The following is a 16,992-nucleotide window of genomic DNA, read 5'->3' on the forward strand; positions in this document are numbered from 1 at the left end:
ACGAAAAAGGGGAGCGGCAATGCCGCTCCCCACCCCTCTTGCGTTCTTTACTGATCCGGAGATCAGAACTTGTAGGTCACGCGACCGACAACCGAGTGATCCTCGTGGTCGGAGCTGAAGCGTCCGTCGTAATCGACCATGAAGTCGAGGAATTCGGTGAGCCCGAACGTGGCGCCGGCGCCGACCACTGCGAAGTCCCGCGATTCTTTGGTGCCGATGACCGAGAAGCCCGATCCAGGTGCCGCCGCGAAGCTCGCATCGACCGTCTGGTAGCGATCAAGCCACTCATGCTGCCAAGCCACACGAAGTTCCGGAGCGACCGTCGCACCGCCCATATCCATCTGGGTCGCCACACGAGCACCCAGCTGAGTGTTGAACGAGTCGCCGTCGTTGGACTTCACCTTCAAAGCCGCACCCGAACCGTTCGAGCTCTCCTTGAAGCTGTCGTTCCAGGCCTTCACGTAGTTGAGTGACAGGAAGGGCGTCAGGCTGGCCGTCGGGGTCATCCAGTAGCGGTAACCCGTCTCGCCGTAGATCGACAGAACGTCGGTCTGCCACTTGCCCTTCAGGTCGTCGTTCACGCCGACCACGATGTCGTCTTTCTGCGGGAACGGGTTCACCGAGCCACCGCCGAAGCCGATGTTGCGGTGTGATTCGTTCCAGTAGTGACCGTAGCCGAGGATACCGTGTGCGTAGTTCACACCGTTGTCCCAGGCGCCGTAACCGGCGATCTGCAGACCGTCATAGTCGATCTTGTTGCCGTTGGCGTTCTTGAAATCCATCTTGGAGTTCAGGTAGCCGCCGGTCAGACCAACCTTCCAGACCGGGTCGATCCCCCAATCCACACCACCGTAGATGGCGTAGGTGTCCTGGTTGTACTTCGGACCATTCGAGTCGCCGTCATCGCTCGACCACTGACCCGTCGCCTTCACCCAGACCTGTGCCTTGTTGGGGGCGCAGACGATGGCCGGAGCCGGAGCCGGGACGTAGAGGTCCGCGGTCGGGGTGATGGTGCCGCCGGGCACATCAGCAGAAGAGTACTGCTGGGGCACGTCGGTCACGGCGCAGTTGTCGTTCGGGCCGACCATCCGGAGCCGCTCGCCCACTGCGTTGTTCAGCAGACGGAAGGACCAGAGGGCGGACTGAAGCTGCTGGGCGTATTCCGCACCGCCAAGCTGGTTCAGGGCGTCGTTGTACTGACCGGGGGTCAGGGTGAAGAGATTGCTCACCAGGTTCACGAAGGCCGGGCTTGCACCAGGCAGGAACAGGTCGTCGTAGACATTCTCGATGCCGTCGCCGACATTTTCCTGGTTCTTGCTCAGGCCAGCGACATTGCCGAAGGCCACCCGCTCAACCACCAGATCCAGGTTGTTGGCGCCATCATCAACGAAGACCGGGTCCAGAAGCGGCGAGATCGATGCCACATTGTCCCACTCGCCGACGATCGGGTTCGCGCTGTCGATCACGTCCTCGTAGACGGTCACGTCGGCGTAGAGCCCGGCTTCCGGCAGGATCAGAACCGTTCCGTCGAGGCTGACATTGTCCGCCACGATGAAGGGTGCCGAGTCGGGCCGGATGTTCAAGCCCAAGAGGCTGCCGTCTTCCTGGGTGAAGTTCTCGACCACGGCGCCAGAGGGACCGTTGTAGAGATCGTCCACCAGGATGAGCTCGCCGCCCGTCAGGATGTTCAAGTCGCCAGGTCCGGCCACCACACCATTCAGGAAGGTCGTGCCCTCGGCCACGTTCACCTCGTCATTATCCCCGATGAGGATATTGCCGAAGATCGCACCGAAGTTGTCGCCACCGAGCAGATCCACCGAGAAGGCCGCGTTGGTGTTCACGACGTTGATCGCCGTGCCGCGGTGGAAGAAGTCTTCGCTCGATTCGAAGGCTTTCACACTGGAGACCGTGCGAGCGATGATCGTGCCACCGTCGTTGACCACGAAGCCGCCTGCCGTGCCCGTCGCCGTGGCGACCGCGATCCCGGTTGCCGCTGCGTTCTCGGCGATCGCCGTCACTTCCAGGACACCGGAGTTCAGCACCGTGCCGTCGAAGGATCCGGCGATGATGCCGATGCCCAGGGCGCCGGCTGAGGAGGTCGTTCCGACAGCCTCGGCCTGTACAGTGAAGATGCCGGTGTTCTCGACGATCCCGTGCACTTCCGTGCCGGCAACCAGCAAGCCTACCGCCGTTGCGACTGCCGAGCCGATTTCGCTCGACCGCTCGCCGGCAACCGCCGTGGCGGTGACCGTGTAGTCGTCGGTGTTCAGGAAGTCGACATTGAAGCCATCATCCCCTGCCCCATCGGCGCCGATCATCACCGTGCCCACTGCGCCCGCTCCGGCGAAGTTGTTGACACCCGATCCACCGGCCGTGGCGTTTGCCTCGACAATGTAGTCGGCGGTGTTCTCGAAGGTCGCCGTGGAGCCGACTGCGATCTGAACCAGACCAACCGCCGTCGCCGACGCCGTGGAGAAGCCCAGACCCGTACCCTGCGACTCGGCGTTTGCCGAGACGTCGTAGATGCCTGAGTTCAAGAAGCTGACATCGGCGTTGCCGTCGACAGCCACCGGAGAGAGAGCTGCCTGAATTCCACCGATCGCCAGAGCTCCGGCTCCCGCCGAGGTGCCGGAGGCGAAAGCATCCGCCGCCACTTCGATCAGGCCCGAATTCGTCAGAGAGGCGGAAGCGTTTTGAGCCAGAGCCAGCTGGGCCACACCGATCACGGCCGCCGTGGCGCTGGCACCAGTGACTGCGATCGCATCGGCTTCGGCCGTGTAGAGCATCGTGCTGTCGACGCCGTTGATCAGTTCGACCGCGGCGGTCCCGCTGGTGAGATCGGCCACACCGATCTGGGCATGACCCAGAAGAAAGGCCGAGGCACCAACCGTCGCACCCGTGGCGAAGGCTGCGGCGCCCACATCCACCAGGCCGTCATTGGCGAAGCTGACGAAGCTGTTGTCCTCAGAGATGGCCAGCTGGAGCGCACCAGCGCCCACCGCCACTGCCGAGCCGCTTGACGCGGAGGCGGTTGCGACGAAGTCACCGATGATCGCGTTCGAGTTGGTCATGATCGCGTCGGCGTCGTCTTCCGAGATCGCTGCCTGACCGATGCCGATGCCGCCGGCAATCGCCGCAGCCCCTGCACCGTTGGCTTCGGCATCCGCGCCGAAGGTGAAGGTGCCGGTGTTGTCGAAGTCGGCGATTGCGACATCACCGCCCGCTGCCACCTGGCCGAGACCGACCACCACCGCGCCGGCAACGGCCGTACCGGATGAGGTGGCGAAGGCCGTGGCGTTGGCCGAGTAGTCGCCGTTGTTGACGAAGGCAGCATCACCGATGCCATCAACCCCAGCTGCGACCTGCAGAGCACCGATTGCTACGGCGCCCGCACCAGCTGCACTCGACGCCGAAGCCGAAGCGATGGCGTTGACGTCGTAGGTACCGTCATTGGCCAGGTCGGCGAAGGCATCATCGCCACCAATGCCGATCTGCGCGACACCCATGCCGAAGGCAATGGCGCCGGCTGTTCCGCTGGCAGCGACGGCCGCGGCGCTGGCGTTCACGACGAAGTTCGCTGCCGTGTTGTCCGTCGCACCATTGGCGAAGTTCATGATGGCCGTCTCACCGGCACCGATCTGAGCCAGACCGATCCCTGCGCCGACTGCAATCGCGTTACCTGTACCCGTGGCACTGGCCGCTGCACCACCAGACACCGTGTATTCGGCGCTGTTGGAGAAGCCGACATCGGCTACATCGTCAGGAGAGATGCCAACCTGCAGGCCACCGATCGCGGCCCCGATCGCCGTCACGTCGTCACCACCGGCCGCCGTCGCATTGACGTCGGTGTTCATGGTGCCGTCGTTGAAGAGATCGACAGTAGCGTTGTCGCCAGTTCCCGTGGCCGCGGCGACCTGGGCGAAGCCCACGCCGATGCCGAGAGCGAAGGCGTCATCATCGGCGACTGCCGCTGCGTCGACGTCGACATTGTAGACGCCGCCTTGGCCATTGACCATGGAAGCGAGCGCGCTGTCGCCGATGGCGGCCTGGATGTTGCCGGCACCGAAGGCGATCGCCGAGGCGTCACCGAAGGTGTTCGTGGCATTGGCCACTGCGATGGAGGTTACATCGTAGGTGCTGAAGTTGGAGAAGAGGGCTTCAGCCGTCTCGTCGGTCGAGATCGCGACCTGGGCGCCACCAATGGCACCGCTCAGGGCGAAAGCCTCGCCGCCAACACCCGTGGAGGAGGCGAAGGCATCACCGATGACGTCGAAGTCGCCATTGTTGACGAAGTCTGCCGTCGCCAGGTTCTCTGCCGTGGCGACCTGGAGATAGCCCAGACCGACCGCTGCAGCGTTTGCTGATTCTTCGGCCGTTGCGTCGGCAAAGGCGCCGACGGCGTAGATGCCGGCTGTGCCGTTGTCGATGACCGCACCGGCTTCTTCGCCGCTGGCGATCTGTGCCAGGCCGGCGCTCAGAGCAAAGGCCTGTGCGTCACTATCAGGACCGACAGCTTCCGCCACGGCGATGGTGTCGACGGTGAAGGAGCCGTCATTGTCGAGCAGCGAGTTGGCCGTCTCGCCATTGGCGCTCTGGATCCCACCGATGCCGACACCGATCGCGGTCGCATCCGGGAAGGCTCCGCCGGAGGCGAAGGCATCCGCGGTGACATCCACGTTGAAGGTGCCGCCATTGACGATCGACGCATTGGCGATGTGCGTGGCGTTGACAATCTGGATGGCACCGAGGCCCGCACCGAGGGCGAAGGCATTTTCCGTGCCCTGCGCGTCGGCGAGGACGTCGACATTGGCCGCGCCTGGGTTGTTGAAGAGCGCAGTGGCGTTGTTACCACCCGCGATCTGCAGCGAGCCAAGGCCGAGGCCGATTGCCGTGGCGCTGACTGCCGTCGGGGCACCGAGGGCCGTGCTACCACCTGCGATCGCGTTTACATCAACGTCAAAGCTGGTCAGCGAAGTGTTGTTGATGACGGCCAAGGCGGTGTCGCTTGCCTGAGCCGACTGGATGTAGCCGATGCCTGCCGCAATGGCGAGAGGCTCGTCCACACCGAAAGCCTCGGCATTGGCGCTTACAAGAAGGCTGCCATCATTGTCGAACTGTGAAGTGGCGTTCTCTGAACCACTCGCCGACTGAAGACCACCCAATGCGAAGGCGAGAGCCGTAGCGTTTGCACCGCCACCCACTTCAGATGCGAAAGCATTGGCTGCGACGTCGACGGTGCCGTCATTATCGACGAGCGAGCTGCCGTTACCACCAGCGTCGGCAACATTGACCATGCCGATCGCACCTGCGATCGCGAACTCATTGCCGGTCGCGGTTGCATTAACAAACAGGTCACCCGAGTTCAGGAAGTCGGCATTTGCGTCGTCGCTTGTGCTGACTGCGAAGGAGGCCTGTCCGAGAGCCAGAGCGAAAGGCGTCGCAACATTGTCGCTCAGGGGCTCGTTGGTCGCCAGCGCGTTGACGTCCATCGTGCCGGAATTGTCGACCACGGCGCTTGCCGGGCCATCTGCGAAGGCGCCAGCCACACCACCAACGGCGATCGCGGCAACTGCATTTGAGTTCGTATCGTCGACAGCCACGGCGTCGACAAAGAGGTCGCCGTTGTTGTCGAGAAGAGCGTCATAGCCAGCGGCTGAAGTGCCGATCACGGCGACGCCCAGGGCTCCAGCGAAGTTGTTGTCGGCGGTGCCGATGGCATTGACGTCAATCAGGCCGTCATTGATGACCGCCTGTCCGGTGTCGCCAGTCTCGAAGGAGATGATGCCAGCCGCCAGGACATTGGTCTCACCAGGGCCACCCGCCAGGCCACCGACGATGATGTCGTTGGTGTTGACGATGTCGCCATCGACCGTGCCATAGCTCAGGATCCCCGCGGCGCCGACCGTGCTGCCACCCAGGGCAGTATAGTTGGCATTGATGTCACCCGCGTTGCTGATGTCGCCGAGGACGAGCCCCGCATTCTCAATGCCAGCGCCTGGCTCGGTGATTACCCCGGTTGGCGTCACCTCGATAAAGTCCAGAGTTCCCGCGGCTGGATTGAAGACACCACCCTGCGGCCCATTGACTGTGACGCCGGCTGCCTGCGCGACCGCGGCGGCCCCGACCACCATTCCGGCCAGTGAGGCTCCTGCGAGCAATCCCCGTACAAGCTTCGAATTCATTTGTTCTCCCCCCACGGCCTACTGAGCCTGGTGACGTCCTAACTACTCGACCGTGAAGCTAACCAAACGGCCAAGACCCATCAACTGAAATGGCGTAACGAAGCCGGAAATGAGGCAGATGCGGTGGAAGCGTTGCCTGATTACAACAAATTCAACCATCTGCCTGCTGCCTAAAAACCAAGAGGCGCCACAATGCCAGCATAGGGCGCCACAATTGACTTCTCGACCGAACGCTTTGATTCCGTTCGCTTCGACGCCACTGTCAAAACTACATTGATTTAAATTCGCTAAACCTTTGTAAAGACGTTAAGCGTGCATTAATACTAATAATCTACTTTTGGTTGTAGTTATCGACTCGTGTATCACGTGATTCATAAAGACGCAGGATCTGGAGTGATTCTCGCGGACGGAGCGAAAAGCGATTCTCTCCAGGCCTTTGCGATCCGCCAAAAAGCAAAGGGCGCCGAGGCGCCCTTGTTTCAGTCGATGAAATGATCCGTGTGCTGAGATCTACTGCACTATCCGCTCAGTCAGGAGACGCAGCTCGATCCCTCCCCCCTGCCCGGAGATGTCCGACCACAACCCCACATAGCCATCCTGCTTCGGATCCTTCGGGAACATCACGTCGAAGCTGAAGGGCTGAAAGCTGGTGGTCGGGGTGAAGACCAGCCAGCCGCTCGATATTGACGGGCCGGAGGCGAAGGCGATGGCGAATCGCCCGCTCGGGCGCTGATCTGCCGCGCGCGCCCAGGCCGTGATCCGCACACGCTTGCCGGCTAGCTCGGTCATGGTGGTGAGCGGCAGCGTCACGTAAGCGCCCTCGGTGGTGTTCACCGGACGGGCATTGGGGTTGGTGGAGCGGATGACCACGGTCGGATTGTCAGAGGATGACGAGCCCTGCTGCACAGTCGATTCGGCAGCCGCCTTTATGGCCTGGAGCTCGCCGCCGAAGATCACCTTCTCCGTCGGGGCCAACACGATCGAGCGCGGCGCGTCGCCGCCTCCAGTGTTGAGGGTGCCGCGGCCGCCGAAGAGGAAATAGGCTCCGAGACCCAACAGAATCACCACCAGGAGGGCTGCTCCCGCCAGGATCAGAAGTCTCGGATTAATGCCCTTGGCAGCCGGTGCCTGATTGGCCGGCCGCTTGTGCGGCGGTGCCGCTGGGCGTGGTGGCTTGGGGCCCGTCTGAAACGGGTCCCGAAGCGGATCGAGTTTACGCGGTTCGTCCACAGAATCGTCCCAATCCCAGCGTGGGTCTTCGCCCCGCCCAATCTTGTTCATCCGTTCAAATCCAACAGATCGATGAAGAGGATCCGGGTCAAGTGACCAAGCTCCATGCTTCGTGCCCCCCGAAGATCATGGATTAGTTGATCTGCTCGCTCAGATAATTGTAGGCGTTGCTGAAGCCCTTCAGATCGAGTTCGGTCTGCACCAGCCGCTTGTTCGCCAGGACAAAGTTCACAGCGATCTTGGGACTGCCGTTCATACGGTCCAGCAAAGCGCTGTCCAGGGGCATGGTGGCCTGACAGGAGCGCGGGCCACAGACGCTGTAGGCGATCTGCACCGGCTGAGACTGGCCAAGAGACAGCCTTATGCCGTCGGCCAGCGAGACGCCGGTGGGCGTGGTCAGGACGTTCACTAGCTTCTTGTCGGCACCGGAGACGATGCTCCAAGCGAACAGGACTTGCTTGGACTTCGGCACCACTCGGGTCTGACGCATGGAGCAGCGCTTGGCCTTGGCATTTTCCACACACGTGACGAGCCAGCCATCGAAGGCCTTCTCCACCTTGGTGGCCCCACCCTGAGCGGGCTGCTGGGCCGCCTGGGCCAGGACGGGCGCGGGCTGCGCCGCATACAGGACCACTGCAGCCGCGGCGGTCACGATGCCCAGACCATTCATGCCGGTGCGCGCGAGTCGCGAACGAAAACCGCTGATGGAAACCACTGAAAGACTCCTATTTGTTGAGGACGTATTGGCGGCGGTCAGCCCCCCCGAACCCGCATCCTTATGCGGGCGGCCTCCTTACACCTTCTGCGTCATACCCCAGCGCCTCGAATAACGGGTCCAGATGGCCCTCGTACCGGCGCCAGCGTTCCACCGAAGTGGAATAGATCGGCTTGCGCACCTGAGACACACTTGCCGTCTTCACAGGCCGATTCGATTCATGGAACGCCAGACATTGATCGTCCCATTCGAGACCCACGAAGTCGACGATGCGACGGGCGTGATTTTCGACATCGTCGACCACGTCTTCATATTTCACATCCATCATGGTGCCGGCCGGCAAGACCTTGCGCCAATGCTCCATGAGTTCTTCATATTTGCGGTAATAGCGGCCAAGCTCGCCTAGATTATAGGAATGGGGCATGTCGTCCTTGAAGAGCTTGGTGAATGTCGACAAGCACGTATCCACCGGGTCGCGCATCGTGTGGATGATCTTCGCGTTCGGAAACAGCGTGTGGGCAAGACCCGCAAAATAGTAATTGGTCAGGAGCTTGTCGGTCACCCGCTCGGCATCGCCAGCAATGCGCTTCAGCGTCCCCAGATAATGATCGGCCACCAGACCATATTGGGTGGATTTCATGCGCTTCCCCATCTCGGGGTAGCGAGGCAGGTTGGGGAACTTCTGGCGCAGCAAACCTAAACTCTGAGTCAGGGTTTTGATCTCGCCCGCGCCATGCACCTTGGGATGGCTCGCAAGGATCTGCTCGGTCAGAGTGCTGCCGGATCGCGGCATGCCGATGATGAATACCGGCATCGGGGATGCATCGCCCGCATAAGGGCGGTTGGCGAAGAATTCCTCGCTGAAAACTTCGCGGATCTGATCGAAGAACTTCATCACCTCGGCTTCTTTGTAGTCCAGCTTCTGGCGCCGAAGCCTCGTGCCGAGTTCATAATGATAAAAAGACTTCTCGGGATCGCCCACATCGTCATAGGCCTTGCCGAGAGAGAAGTGCAACGCCATGAAGCGCTCATCCTCGGGGTTCTTCACCTTGGCCATCAGCCCGGTCATCGCCACGAACATCGGATGGTCGGGCGTGAACTTCTCCAGATCCACCAGGTTCGAATAGGCTCCAATCGCCAGGGGCTGAAGCTCCAGAGCCTTCACGAAGGCCTCCTTGGCCTTCTCCATCTGACCCACAGATTTCAGAGCGATCCCCAGAAGGTTCAACGCCTCGACATTATCGGGCCGGCTGGCGATCGAGGCTTCCAGAACCTTCACCGCTTCCTCATAGCGGTCTGCGTCATGGCAAACTTGGCCATAGACACAAAGGGCGTCGGAATTCTTCGGCTCCAGCTTCAGCGCGCGCTTCACCGCCGCTTCCGCCAAGGTCACATTCCCACGGCGCAGCTGAGCACGAGCAGTGCTCACCAATGCCGGTACATGCCCCGGGCTCTTCTTGAGGATATCCCCAAGGGCGCGCAACGCCTCCTCACTACGGTCCAGCGCCACCAGAAGGGTCGCCAGATTGTTGTGGGCATCGAGATATTCGGGCCTCAAGGACACGGCCCTCCGATAGGAGAACTCCGCCTCCTCGAACTTCATCGTGTCTCGAAGAACTGTGCCCATGTTGTTGTAAGCTTCAGGGTAGTTTCCCTTCAACTCGATGGCACGCTCGTATTGTTCAATCGCCTGATCAGCCTTGCCACGGGCCCGTAACGCATTGCCCAGGTTGTTGTAGGCCTCGGCATAATCGGGTTTGGCCGCGATGGCCTTGCGGTAGCTTTCCTCGGCCTTGGCGAAATCACGCTTATCGAAATAAACGATCCCCAGATTGTTCCAGGCCTGATAAGCGCCGGCGTCGAGCGTGATCGCCCGCTGCAGAGTGATCTGGGCCGCATCCAGATAGCCCTTCTGCCGCTCCATCTCACCCAAGTTGGAGAAATAATTCGCCGCGCTCCCATTGAGGGCGATCGCCTGCTTCAGCGCCTTTATGCCCTCCTCGGTCTTGCCCTGGCGGTGCAGGACCACACCCAGGACATTATGCGCATCAGCCAGTTTCGGACGCGCCGTGACGATCTGTCGGATCAGATTCTCTGCCTCGGAAAGCTTGCCGGCCGAATACAGACTGACCGCGTTCTTCAGAGCCGCCTGAACCGATACCCACTGCTTGCCAGGCTCAGCCGCAGCGCGGGCAGGCTGTCTGGCCTTGCCATTCGCCGCCACGGTTCCGGTTGCCGCCGCTTCAGGGTTCCGTACGGTCACACGTCTCTCCACGCCAAGGTCGTAAAGTCGAGGCAGCCGTCATATCGCATTCACCATTTGCTGACCAGATTTATGTTTTTCACTTGGATTGCACGTGCTTATGCGTCTCGGGGTCGAGTCGTCCGCACGATCATTGATCCGCGCTCGGACGTTCAAGTGTCGACATCGGTTACGCTGCGCCCCGCCGCGCAGGACGCGCCGGTCGGTCTCTTTCCTTCTCTATGAAGACCCATGGGGTCGTAGCGACGCTTTCCTGGCCATTGAAAACCTGCACCAATCGCAACGGCAGAGTGCGCAGAGGCTTGCTGATCGGGTAAGAAGCATGACAAGACGGAAGCATCATCGCTCCGGCCGTCAGGGGATCGCCCATCATGCGCGTCGAAGCCAAGATCCGGCTCACCATCGTCCTGGTCATCACCGGCGTCATTCTGATCACCACCCTGCCGCTCCTGTTGCTCGCGCGGCAAGCAATCGTGAGTCAGGCTCTCGGCGATGCCGAACTCCTTGCAGCGGTGCTCGCACGCAGCGCGCATTTCGCCGAGGAGTTGCCCGATCACGTGGAACTGGAAATTGGCAAGACGATGCTGGCGCAGGGGCTCACTCTGGCGCATTTCGTTGCCGTCGCCGAACAGGCCGGGATGGCTCCCGACGACATCAATCAGCGGCTCAAGAACATCACCGATCATTCCAGGATCGACGAGATCTGGATCACCGATCCCCTGGGCTTGGCCTATCTGCATTCGGAACCGGATGTCACTTTCCAGTTCCACAAGGACGACCCCAATCAGCCCCAGGCGTCTGCCTTCTGGCCGCTGATCGATGGCACGAAGACGAAAATCATGCAGGAGATCGAGAGGCGAAGCCTTGATGGCGAGATGTTCAAATATGCGGGAGTGGCCGGCATCGATAAGCCCCGCATCGTGCAGGTCGGCATCAATGCGCACACAATCTCCGCTCTGACGGAGGCCTTCAGCCTTAAGCGATATATCGGCGAACTGGTGGAGGGCGGCAAGCTGCATGCAGTGCAGGTGGTCAATCAAGACCTGTCGACGATTGCACTGTCCTCGATCGAGGGGATCGATCCTGAATCGGTTCTTGCGCAGACCAATCCCGATCTGGTCCGGAGGGTCGTTGCCACCCGAAAGATCTTCAGCCAGATCGACGGCCCCGTGATCAAGGTGATCGCACCGATTCTGCCGGTGCTTGCCAATGTCAACGCTGACGGCACTCATATCACGAAGCACCGGTCGGGCCCGCACACCACGGGCCGCGGCGCCGTGATCCTGGTGCAGTCGGCAGAAGAAGCCGAAGCCGTCACCTATCGTTACCTGGCGCTGACCGGTATCCTCATTCTCATTACCTTGGCGGGCGGCGGCTTGAGTTCACTTGCGCTGGCGCGCGGCGTGATCCGGCCGGTGCAGCGACTCACCCGATTCCTGGCACCGTCGGCGGCCGATGCGATCACGCAGGCCGATCATGCGCTGAGACCTGGAGAAGGCAGCGTCAAGGAGGCTGCGATCATGTTCATCGATCTGCGCGGCTTCACCACCTTCGCCCGATCTGCCGATCCAGCCGATACGCTGAAGCTGCTCACGGACTATCAGGCACGAGTGGTGCGCCTCCTGCATCGACACAAAGGCAGCGTCGACAAGTTTCTGGGCGACGGGATCCTCGCCACATTCGGCCTCAGTGCCGAAGACAAGATCTATGCCGCGGATGCCGTAAGGGCGAGTCTCGCCATCCTGCAATCCTTCGATGACTGGAACCAGGAACGGACGGCGGCCGGACAACAGCCTCTCTCCGTTGGCATCGGAGTTGCCATGGGCCCGGTGCTGCATGGCGCCGTCGGCAATGATGAAAGGCTTGAATACACGGTAATCGGAGACGCGGTAAACCTCGCCGCCAAGCTCGAGAAAAACAACAAAGCGGTCAAGGCGCGGGTGTCGTTCACTGCCGAGCTGATGGCCTTGGCTCGCACCCAGGATCCCCACCTGCCGGCGGGAGAAATCATTTCCGAATGCCGTGTCGACGGTGTCAGCGATCCCACCGACCTCGTCGTCATCCGGTGAGCTATTCCATGGCTGCAGCCATCTCCTCGGGATCCCTTTCCCGCTTGGGCGGAGCCCGCAGCAATAGGAGACAGGGGATCGACAGCAGGACCACCCACATCATCAACCGGAAGTCGTCAAGATAGGCGATGGTCGCTGCCTGGCGGGTAATCTCCTGGTTCAATGCAACAATGCCGGCGGTCGTGCCCAAATTCCAGATCTCCGGCAGGATCGGAGACTGCAAGACGGGGTTGAGCGGGCTCATGGTGCTGGCCAGAGATTCATGCACGACTTGAGTATTCTGGGCGAGCAAGGTGGTGACAATCGAGATGCCGATGCTGGAGCCGATGTTCCGCATCAGGCTGTACATGGAAGCACCTTCGGTCCGAAATTTGGCGTCAAGGGTCGCAAATGTGATGGTCGAGAGGGGAACAAAGACAAAGCCCAATCCCATTCCCTGCAGGATGCCAGTGCGGACGAGCGTCCAGTTATCGACGTCGGTGGTGAAGCCTGCCATCTCCCACAAAGTGAAGGCGAGCAGGCAAAATCCGGTCAGCAGAATGAGGCGCGTGTCCACCCTGCCGATCAACCTCCCGGTGATGATCATTGCCGTCATGGTCCCAAGCCCGCGCGGTGCCAGGACCAATCCCGTGGTGATCACCGGATAATCCATCAGACCCTGCAAAAAGGGTGGCAACAGCGCAAGGGTAGCGAGCAGGATGATGCCGACGATGAAGATGAAGAAGAGCCCGATGAGGAGATTCCTGTCCCTGAACAATTGCGGTTCCAGGAACGGATGACGCGCCGTGAACATGTGCACGAGGAACATGTAAAGGCAGAGCGCCGACAACACGGTCTCGATGATGATCTCCGTCGAGGAGAACCATTCCTGTGACTGGCCGCGATCGAGCATCATCTGCAGGGAGCCGATGGCCAGGCTGAGCATGGCGAAGCCGAAGAAGTCGAACGGCCGCGCCGTGTTCTTCGAGGTCTCGTGCACAAAGGTCAGGATACCGGTCAGCGCCAAAATGCCAAACGGCAGGTTGATGTAAAAAACCCAGCGCCAGTTGTAATATTCCGTGAGCCAGCCCCCGAGCGTGGGCCCAAGGATGGGGCCGACCATCACACCCACTCCCCATATCGCCATGGCCTGGCCGTGCTGCTCCTTGGGGTAGGTGTCCAGGAGCACCGATTGCGACAATGGCACGAGGCCAGCGCCAAAAGCGCCCTGCAGGAGGCGAAACAGCACGATCTCCGGCAAGGACGTGGCCGCGCCGCAGAGCATGGAGGCAATTGTGAAGCCAGTCACGCAGATGGCGAAGACGCGTTTACGGCCGAAACGCTGCGCCAGATAACCGGTGGGCGGCGTCATGATCGCAGCCGCCACAATGTAGGAGGTCAGAACCCATGAGATCTGATCCTGAGTGGCCGCCATCGATCCTTGCATATGGGGCAGCGCCACGTTGGCGATGGTCGTGTCCAGCGCCTGCATGACCGTCGCAAGCATTATCGACCCCGTGATCCAGAGCCGACTGGCCTCAGCGGGTCTATTGCTGGCGACAGCGGTCACTTTGAGGGCTCCGCATGCGCCGTCGTCGATGTGGGGTCGCCGAACCAGGCGAGGACCGGCTTCATCAGATCAGACAAGGAGCGGCTGACCTTTGTATCAATCTCGACACTGGCGCTCATTCCAGCGCGCAGCTGCGGATCGTTCGCAGCCGCCTCGACTTTGATCCGCACAGGGATCCGCTGCACCACCTTGACCCAGTTCCCGGTGGCGTTCTGTGGTGGAATGACCGAGAACTCCGCCCCGCTGGCTTGGGCGATGCTCAGCACAGTACCCGTCCAGGCCGTGTCGGGGTATGTGTCGACGTCGATCTCCACCTTCTGTCCCGGCCTCACATTGGTGAGATCGGTCTCCTTGAAGTTTGCCTCGATCCACAGCTCCTCATCAGCCACGATGCTCGTGACGGCCTCACCAGCAGAGGCAAAGTCGCCGATTTCAGGCTTCTGGCCGATAATGCCGTTGAAGGGCGCGACGACATCGGTGCGCTTGAGATCGAGGGCCGCCGCATCGCGCTCCGCCACCGCCAACAAATAGCGAGGCTGCTTCTCTACCGGCAAATTCACGTCCCCACCGAGCTGGGCCTCGACTTGGTCGAGGTCCTTCTTGATCGCCAAGACATTGTCCTGGGCGACGCGCAGGTTGCGCTCGGATTGTTCGAGCGTGGCTTGTGAGACCACACGCGACTTCGTCAGCTCGCTCTGGCGGTCATAATCATGCTGGGCAAAGATCACCTCTTCCTGCGCAGCCTTCAGCTGCTGCTGCTTCTGACCGTAGCTCGCCTTCAATGCCTCAATTTCGGTTCGGGTGATCCGCAGCTGTGCCTCCGCCTTGTTCAAGGCGATGCGATAGGGAAGATCATCGACGTGAAACAATACCTTCCCCGTCGTCACGTCTTCGTTCTCGTGAACATAAACCGCGGCGACCCGGCCTGACACTTCCGGGGCGATCATCACCTTGTCCGCTTTCAGATAGGCGTTATCGGTGCTGACATACCGACCGCCGGTGAGAAAGAAATACAGCCCACCGATCACCACTACCAACGGCCCTAGGATCAACAAAAAAGCGCGCAGCCGGCGCTTGGGAGGGGCGACCTCCTCTTTCGCGGGAACAGCAGGCGACGACGGTGTCGGTTCTGCTTCCTCCTTAGCAGCTTCTGCACCTCGCCCTTCGACCGGAGCCAAGCCGCCGGGAGGGCCCTGATCAGTGTCAATACGTTCCTTGAGCATGAAAGAACTCGCCTTCCGGAGGTCGAACCCTCCTTAATAAGGCAACCATATAAAGTGCGTCTCATCGAGTTTCAACGCGGCAGCCTCGGGCCATTCCCAATTTCGATGAACCTGAACCCAGGTCCGGACACGGGCTCAAGGATGGATACTGTGCCAAAGGCTAGGTTGACATGGCTTTTGCGACCAACGCAGTATTGGTTCAAAGGGAGCAAGATTCATAAGAACACCGAACCCTCCAATCCAAGGGTCAGCGGGCTTAATGTCAGACATCATTCTGAGTACACGTGGACTCACAAAGGAGTTCGCTGGTTTCGTCGCCGTCAATGAGGTGGACCTGAACGTCCGCCGCGGCAGCATTCATGCGTTGATCGGGCCGAACGGTGCAGGCAAGACTACTTGCTTCAACCTGCTGACCAAGTTCATCAAGCCTTCCAGCGGCACGATTACATATAATGGTCGAGATATCACTGGACTTGCGCCAGCGGAAATCCCGCATCTGGGAATGGTTAGGTCGTTCCAGATCTCAGCCGTGTTCCCTCACCTCACGGTAGTGGAGAATGTGCGCGTCGCACTTCAGCGCAAGCGCGGTTCATCGTTCGATTTCTGGCGTTCGCAAAAAATTCTGGCCTCGCTCGACGCGGATGCCTTGGAGTTGGTTCGCGCCGTCGGTCTCGAATCCTGGGCTGGAGCAACGGCTGCAGAGCTCTCCTATGGCCGTAAGCGGGCGCTCGAAATCGCTACGACGCTCGCGCTTGACCCCGAGATGATGCTGTTGGACGAGCCGATGGCCGGCATGAGCCAGGAAGATATCGAACGCATCTCCGCCCTCATCAAGAGGGTGTCGACCAATCGGACGATCTTGATGGTCGAGCACAATCTTTCAGTGGTCTCCACCCTGTCGGATGCGATCACCGTCCTGGCGAGGGGTAAAATCATCGCCCAGGGAGACTATGCCACGGTGTCTAAGAACCCGGATGTGATCGAAGCCTATATCGGAGCGGGACATGCTTGAAGTTGCTGAACGGCCCGGGGAGGCCAAGACGGACTTGCTGCTGACGGTTCGTCAGCTGGAGGCATGGTATGATGAATCACACGTGCTTCACGGGGTCGATTTCGACGTGAGTGCGGGAGAAGTCGTAACCCTGCTCGGCCGCAACGGGGCTGGTAAAACAACGACCCTCAAGTCGATTATGGGAATCGTGAAAAAGCGGCGCGGATCGGTCAAATTCGACGACAAGGAACTGATCAACCAGCCGTCGAGGGTCATCGCGCGGTCCGGCATCGGTTTCTGCCCTGAAGAACGCGGGATCTTTGCCAGTCTGAGTGTCGAAGAGAATTTGATGCTGCCCCCGATCATCAGCGACGGTGGGCTTTCACGAGACGAAATCTTCCAGCTCTTTCCCAATCTGAAGGAGCGCCTGAACAGCCAGGGGACCAAGCTCTCCGGAGGCGAGCAGCAGATGCTCGCCATCGGCCGCATCCTCCGGACCGGCGCGAAGCTCCTTTTGCTGGACGAACCGACGGAAGGCCTCGCGCCCGTCATCGTCCAGCAGATCGGGGTGACCATCAACAAGCTGAAGCAAAGGGGCTTCACGATCGTCTTGGTGGAACAGAACTTTCATTTCGCCTCCACCGTGGCCGACAGACATTATGTCGTTGAACAGGGCCGTGTGGTCGACATGATTCTGAACAGTGACATCAAGAAGAGTGAAGAGAAACTCCATCGATATCTGGGCGTCTGATATTGGTGCAATAGTCGAC

The 16,992-nt window shown here is 60.5% G+C and carries 9 protein-coding genes; 3 read left to right on the forward strand and 6 right to left on the reverse strand.

Features of this window, described 5'->3' with window-relative positions:
- Positions 1–62: 62 nt before the first annotated feature.
- The 4 genes from FKM97_RS10485 to FKM97_RS10500 all read right to left on the reverse strand — a co-directional run bounded on the left by FKM97_RS10485 (position 63) and on the right by FKM97_RS10500 (position 10,390).
- Positions 63–6,182 (reverse strand): autotransporter outer membrane beta-barrel domain-containing protein, encoded by a 6,120-nt coding sequence (locus FKM97_RS10485; RefSeq protein WP_144292373.1) that lies wholly within the window; start codon positions 6,180–6,182, stop codon positions 63–65.
- Between the two features lie 510 nt (positions 6,183–6,692).
- Complete coding sequence (locus FKM97_RS10490; protein ID WP_144292374.1) at positions 6,693–7,463, reverse strand: hypothetical protein; 771 nt, start codon at positions 7,461–7,463, stop codon at positions 6,693–6,695.
- Between the two features lie 82 nt (positions 7,464–7,545).
- The gene (locus FKM97_RS10495; protein WP_144292375.1) at positions 7,546–8,127 is read right to left on the reverse strand and encodes an invasion associated locus B family protein; all 582 of its coding nucleotides are present in this window, start codon (positions 8,125–8,127) and stop codon (positions 7,546–7,548) included.
- A gap of 61 nt (positions 8,128–8,188) precedes the next feature.
- Positions 8,189–10,390 (reverse strand): tetratricopeptide repeat-containing sulfotransferase family protein, encoded by a 2,202-nt coding sequence (locus tag FKM97_RS10500; protein ID WP_144292376.1) that lies wholly within the window; start codon positions 10,388–10,390, stop codon positions 8,189–8,191.
- 371 nt (positions 10,391–10,761) lie between these two features.
- On the opposite strand from FKM97_RS10500, the gene FKM97_RS10505 reads away from it, so the two are divergent.
- A complete protein-coding gene (locus FKM97_RS10505) occupies positions 10,762–12,459 on the forward strand; it encodes an adenylate/guanylate cyclase domain-containing protein (RefSeq protein ID WP_144292377.1) in 1,698 nt (565 codons plus the stop codon).
- A gap of 1 nt (position 12,460) precedes the next feature.
- Here the strand turns inward: FKM97_RS10505 and FKM97_RS10510 are convergent, their stop codons facing one another.
- A complete protein-coding gene (locus FKM97_RS10510; protein WP_144292378.1) occupies positions 12,461–14,008 on the reverse strand; it encodes a DHA2 family efflux MFS transporter permease subunit in 1,548 nt (515 codons plus the stop codon).
- Positions 14,005–15,231 carry an HlyD family secretion protein gene (locus tag FKM97_RS10515; protein ID WP_144292379.1) on the reverse strand — a complete coding sequence of 409 codons (1,227 nt, stop codon included), beginning with the start codon at positions 15,229–15,231 and terminating at the stop codon, positions 14,005–14,007. The genes FKM97_RS10510 and FKM97_RS10515 overlap by 4 nt, the downstream gene beginning before the upstream one ends.
- A 259-nt stretch (positions 15,232–15,490) precedes the next feature.
- Between FKM97_RS10515 and FKM97_RS10520 the strand changes: the two genes are divergently transcribed.
- Both FKM97_RS10520 and FKM97_RS10525 read left to right on the forward strand, forming a co-directional pair.
- Complete coding sequence (locus FKM97_RS10520; protein ID WP_144292380.1) at positions 15,491–16,243, forward strand: ABC transporter ATP-binding protein; 753 nt, start codon at positions 15,491–15,493, stop codon at positions 16,241–16,243.
- A complete protein-coding gene (locus FKM97_RS10525; RefSeq protein WP_144292381.1) occupies positions 16,236–16,973 on the forward strand; it encodes an ABC transporter ATP-binding protein in 738 nt (245 codons plus the stop codon). The genes FKM97_RS10520 and FKM97_RS10525 overlap by 8 nt, the downstream gene beginning before the upstream one ends.
- Positions 16,974–16,992 lie beyond the last annotated feature (19 nt).

Source organism: Rhodoligotrophos appendicifer (genome assembly GCF_007474605.1).
GTDB lineage: Bacteria > Pseudomonadota > Alphaproteobacteria > Rhizobiales > Im1 > Rhodoligotrophos > Rhodoligotrophos appendicifer.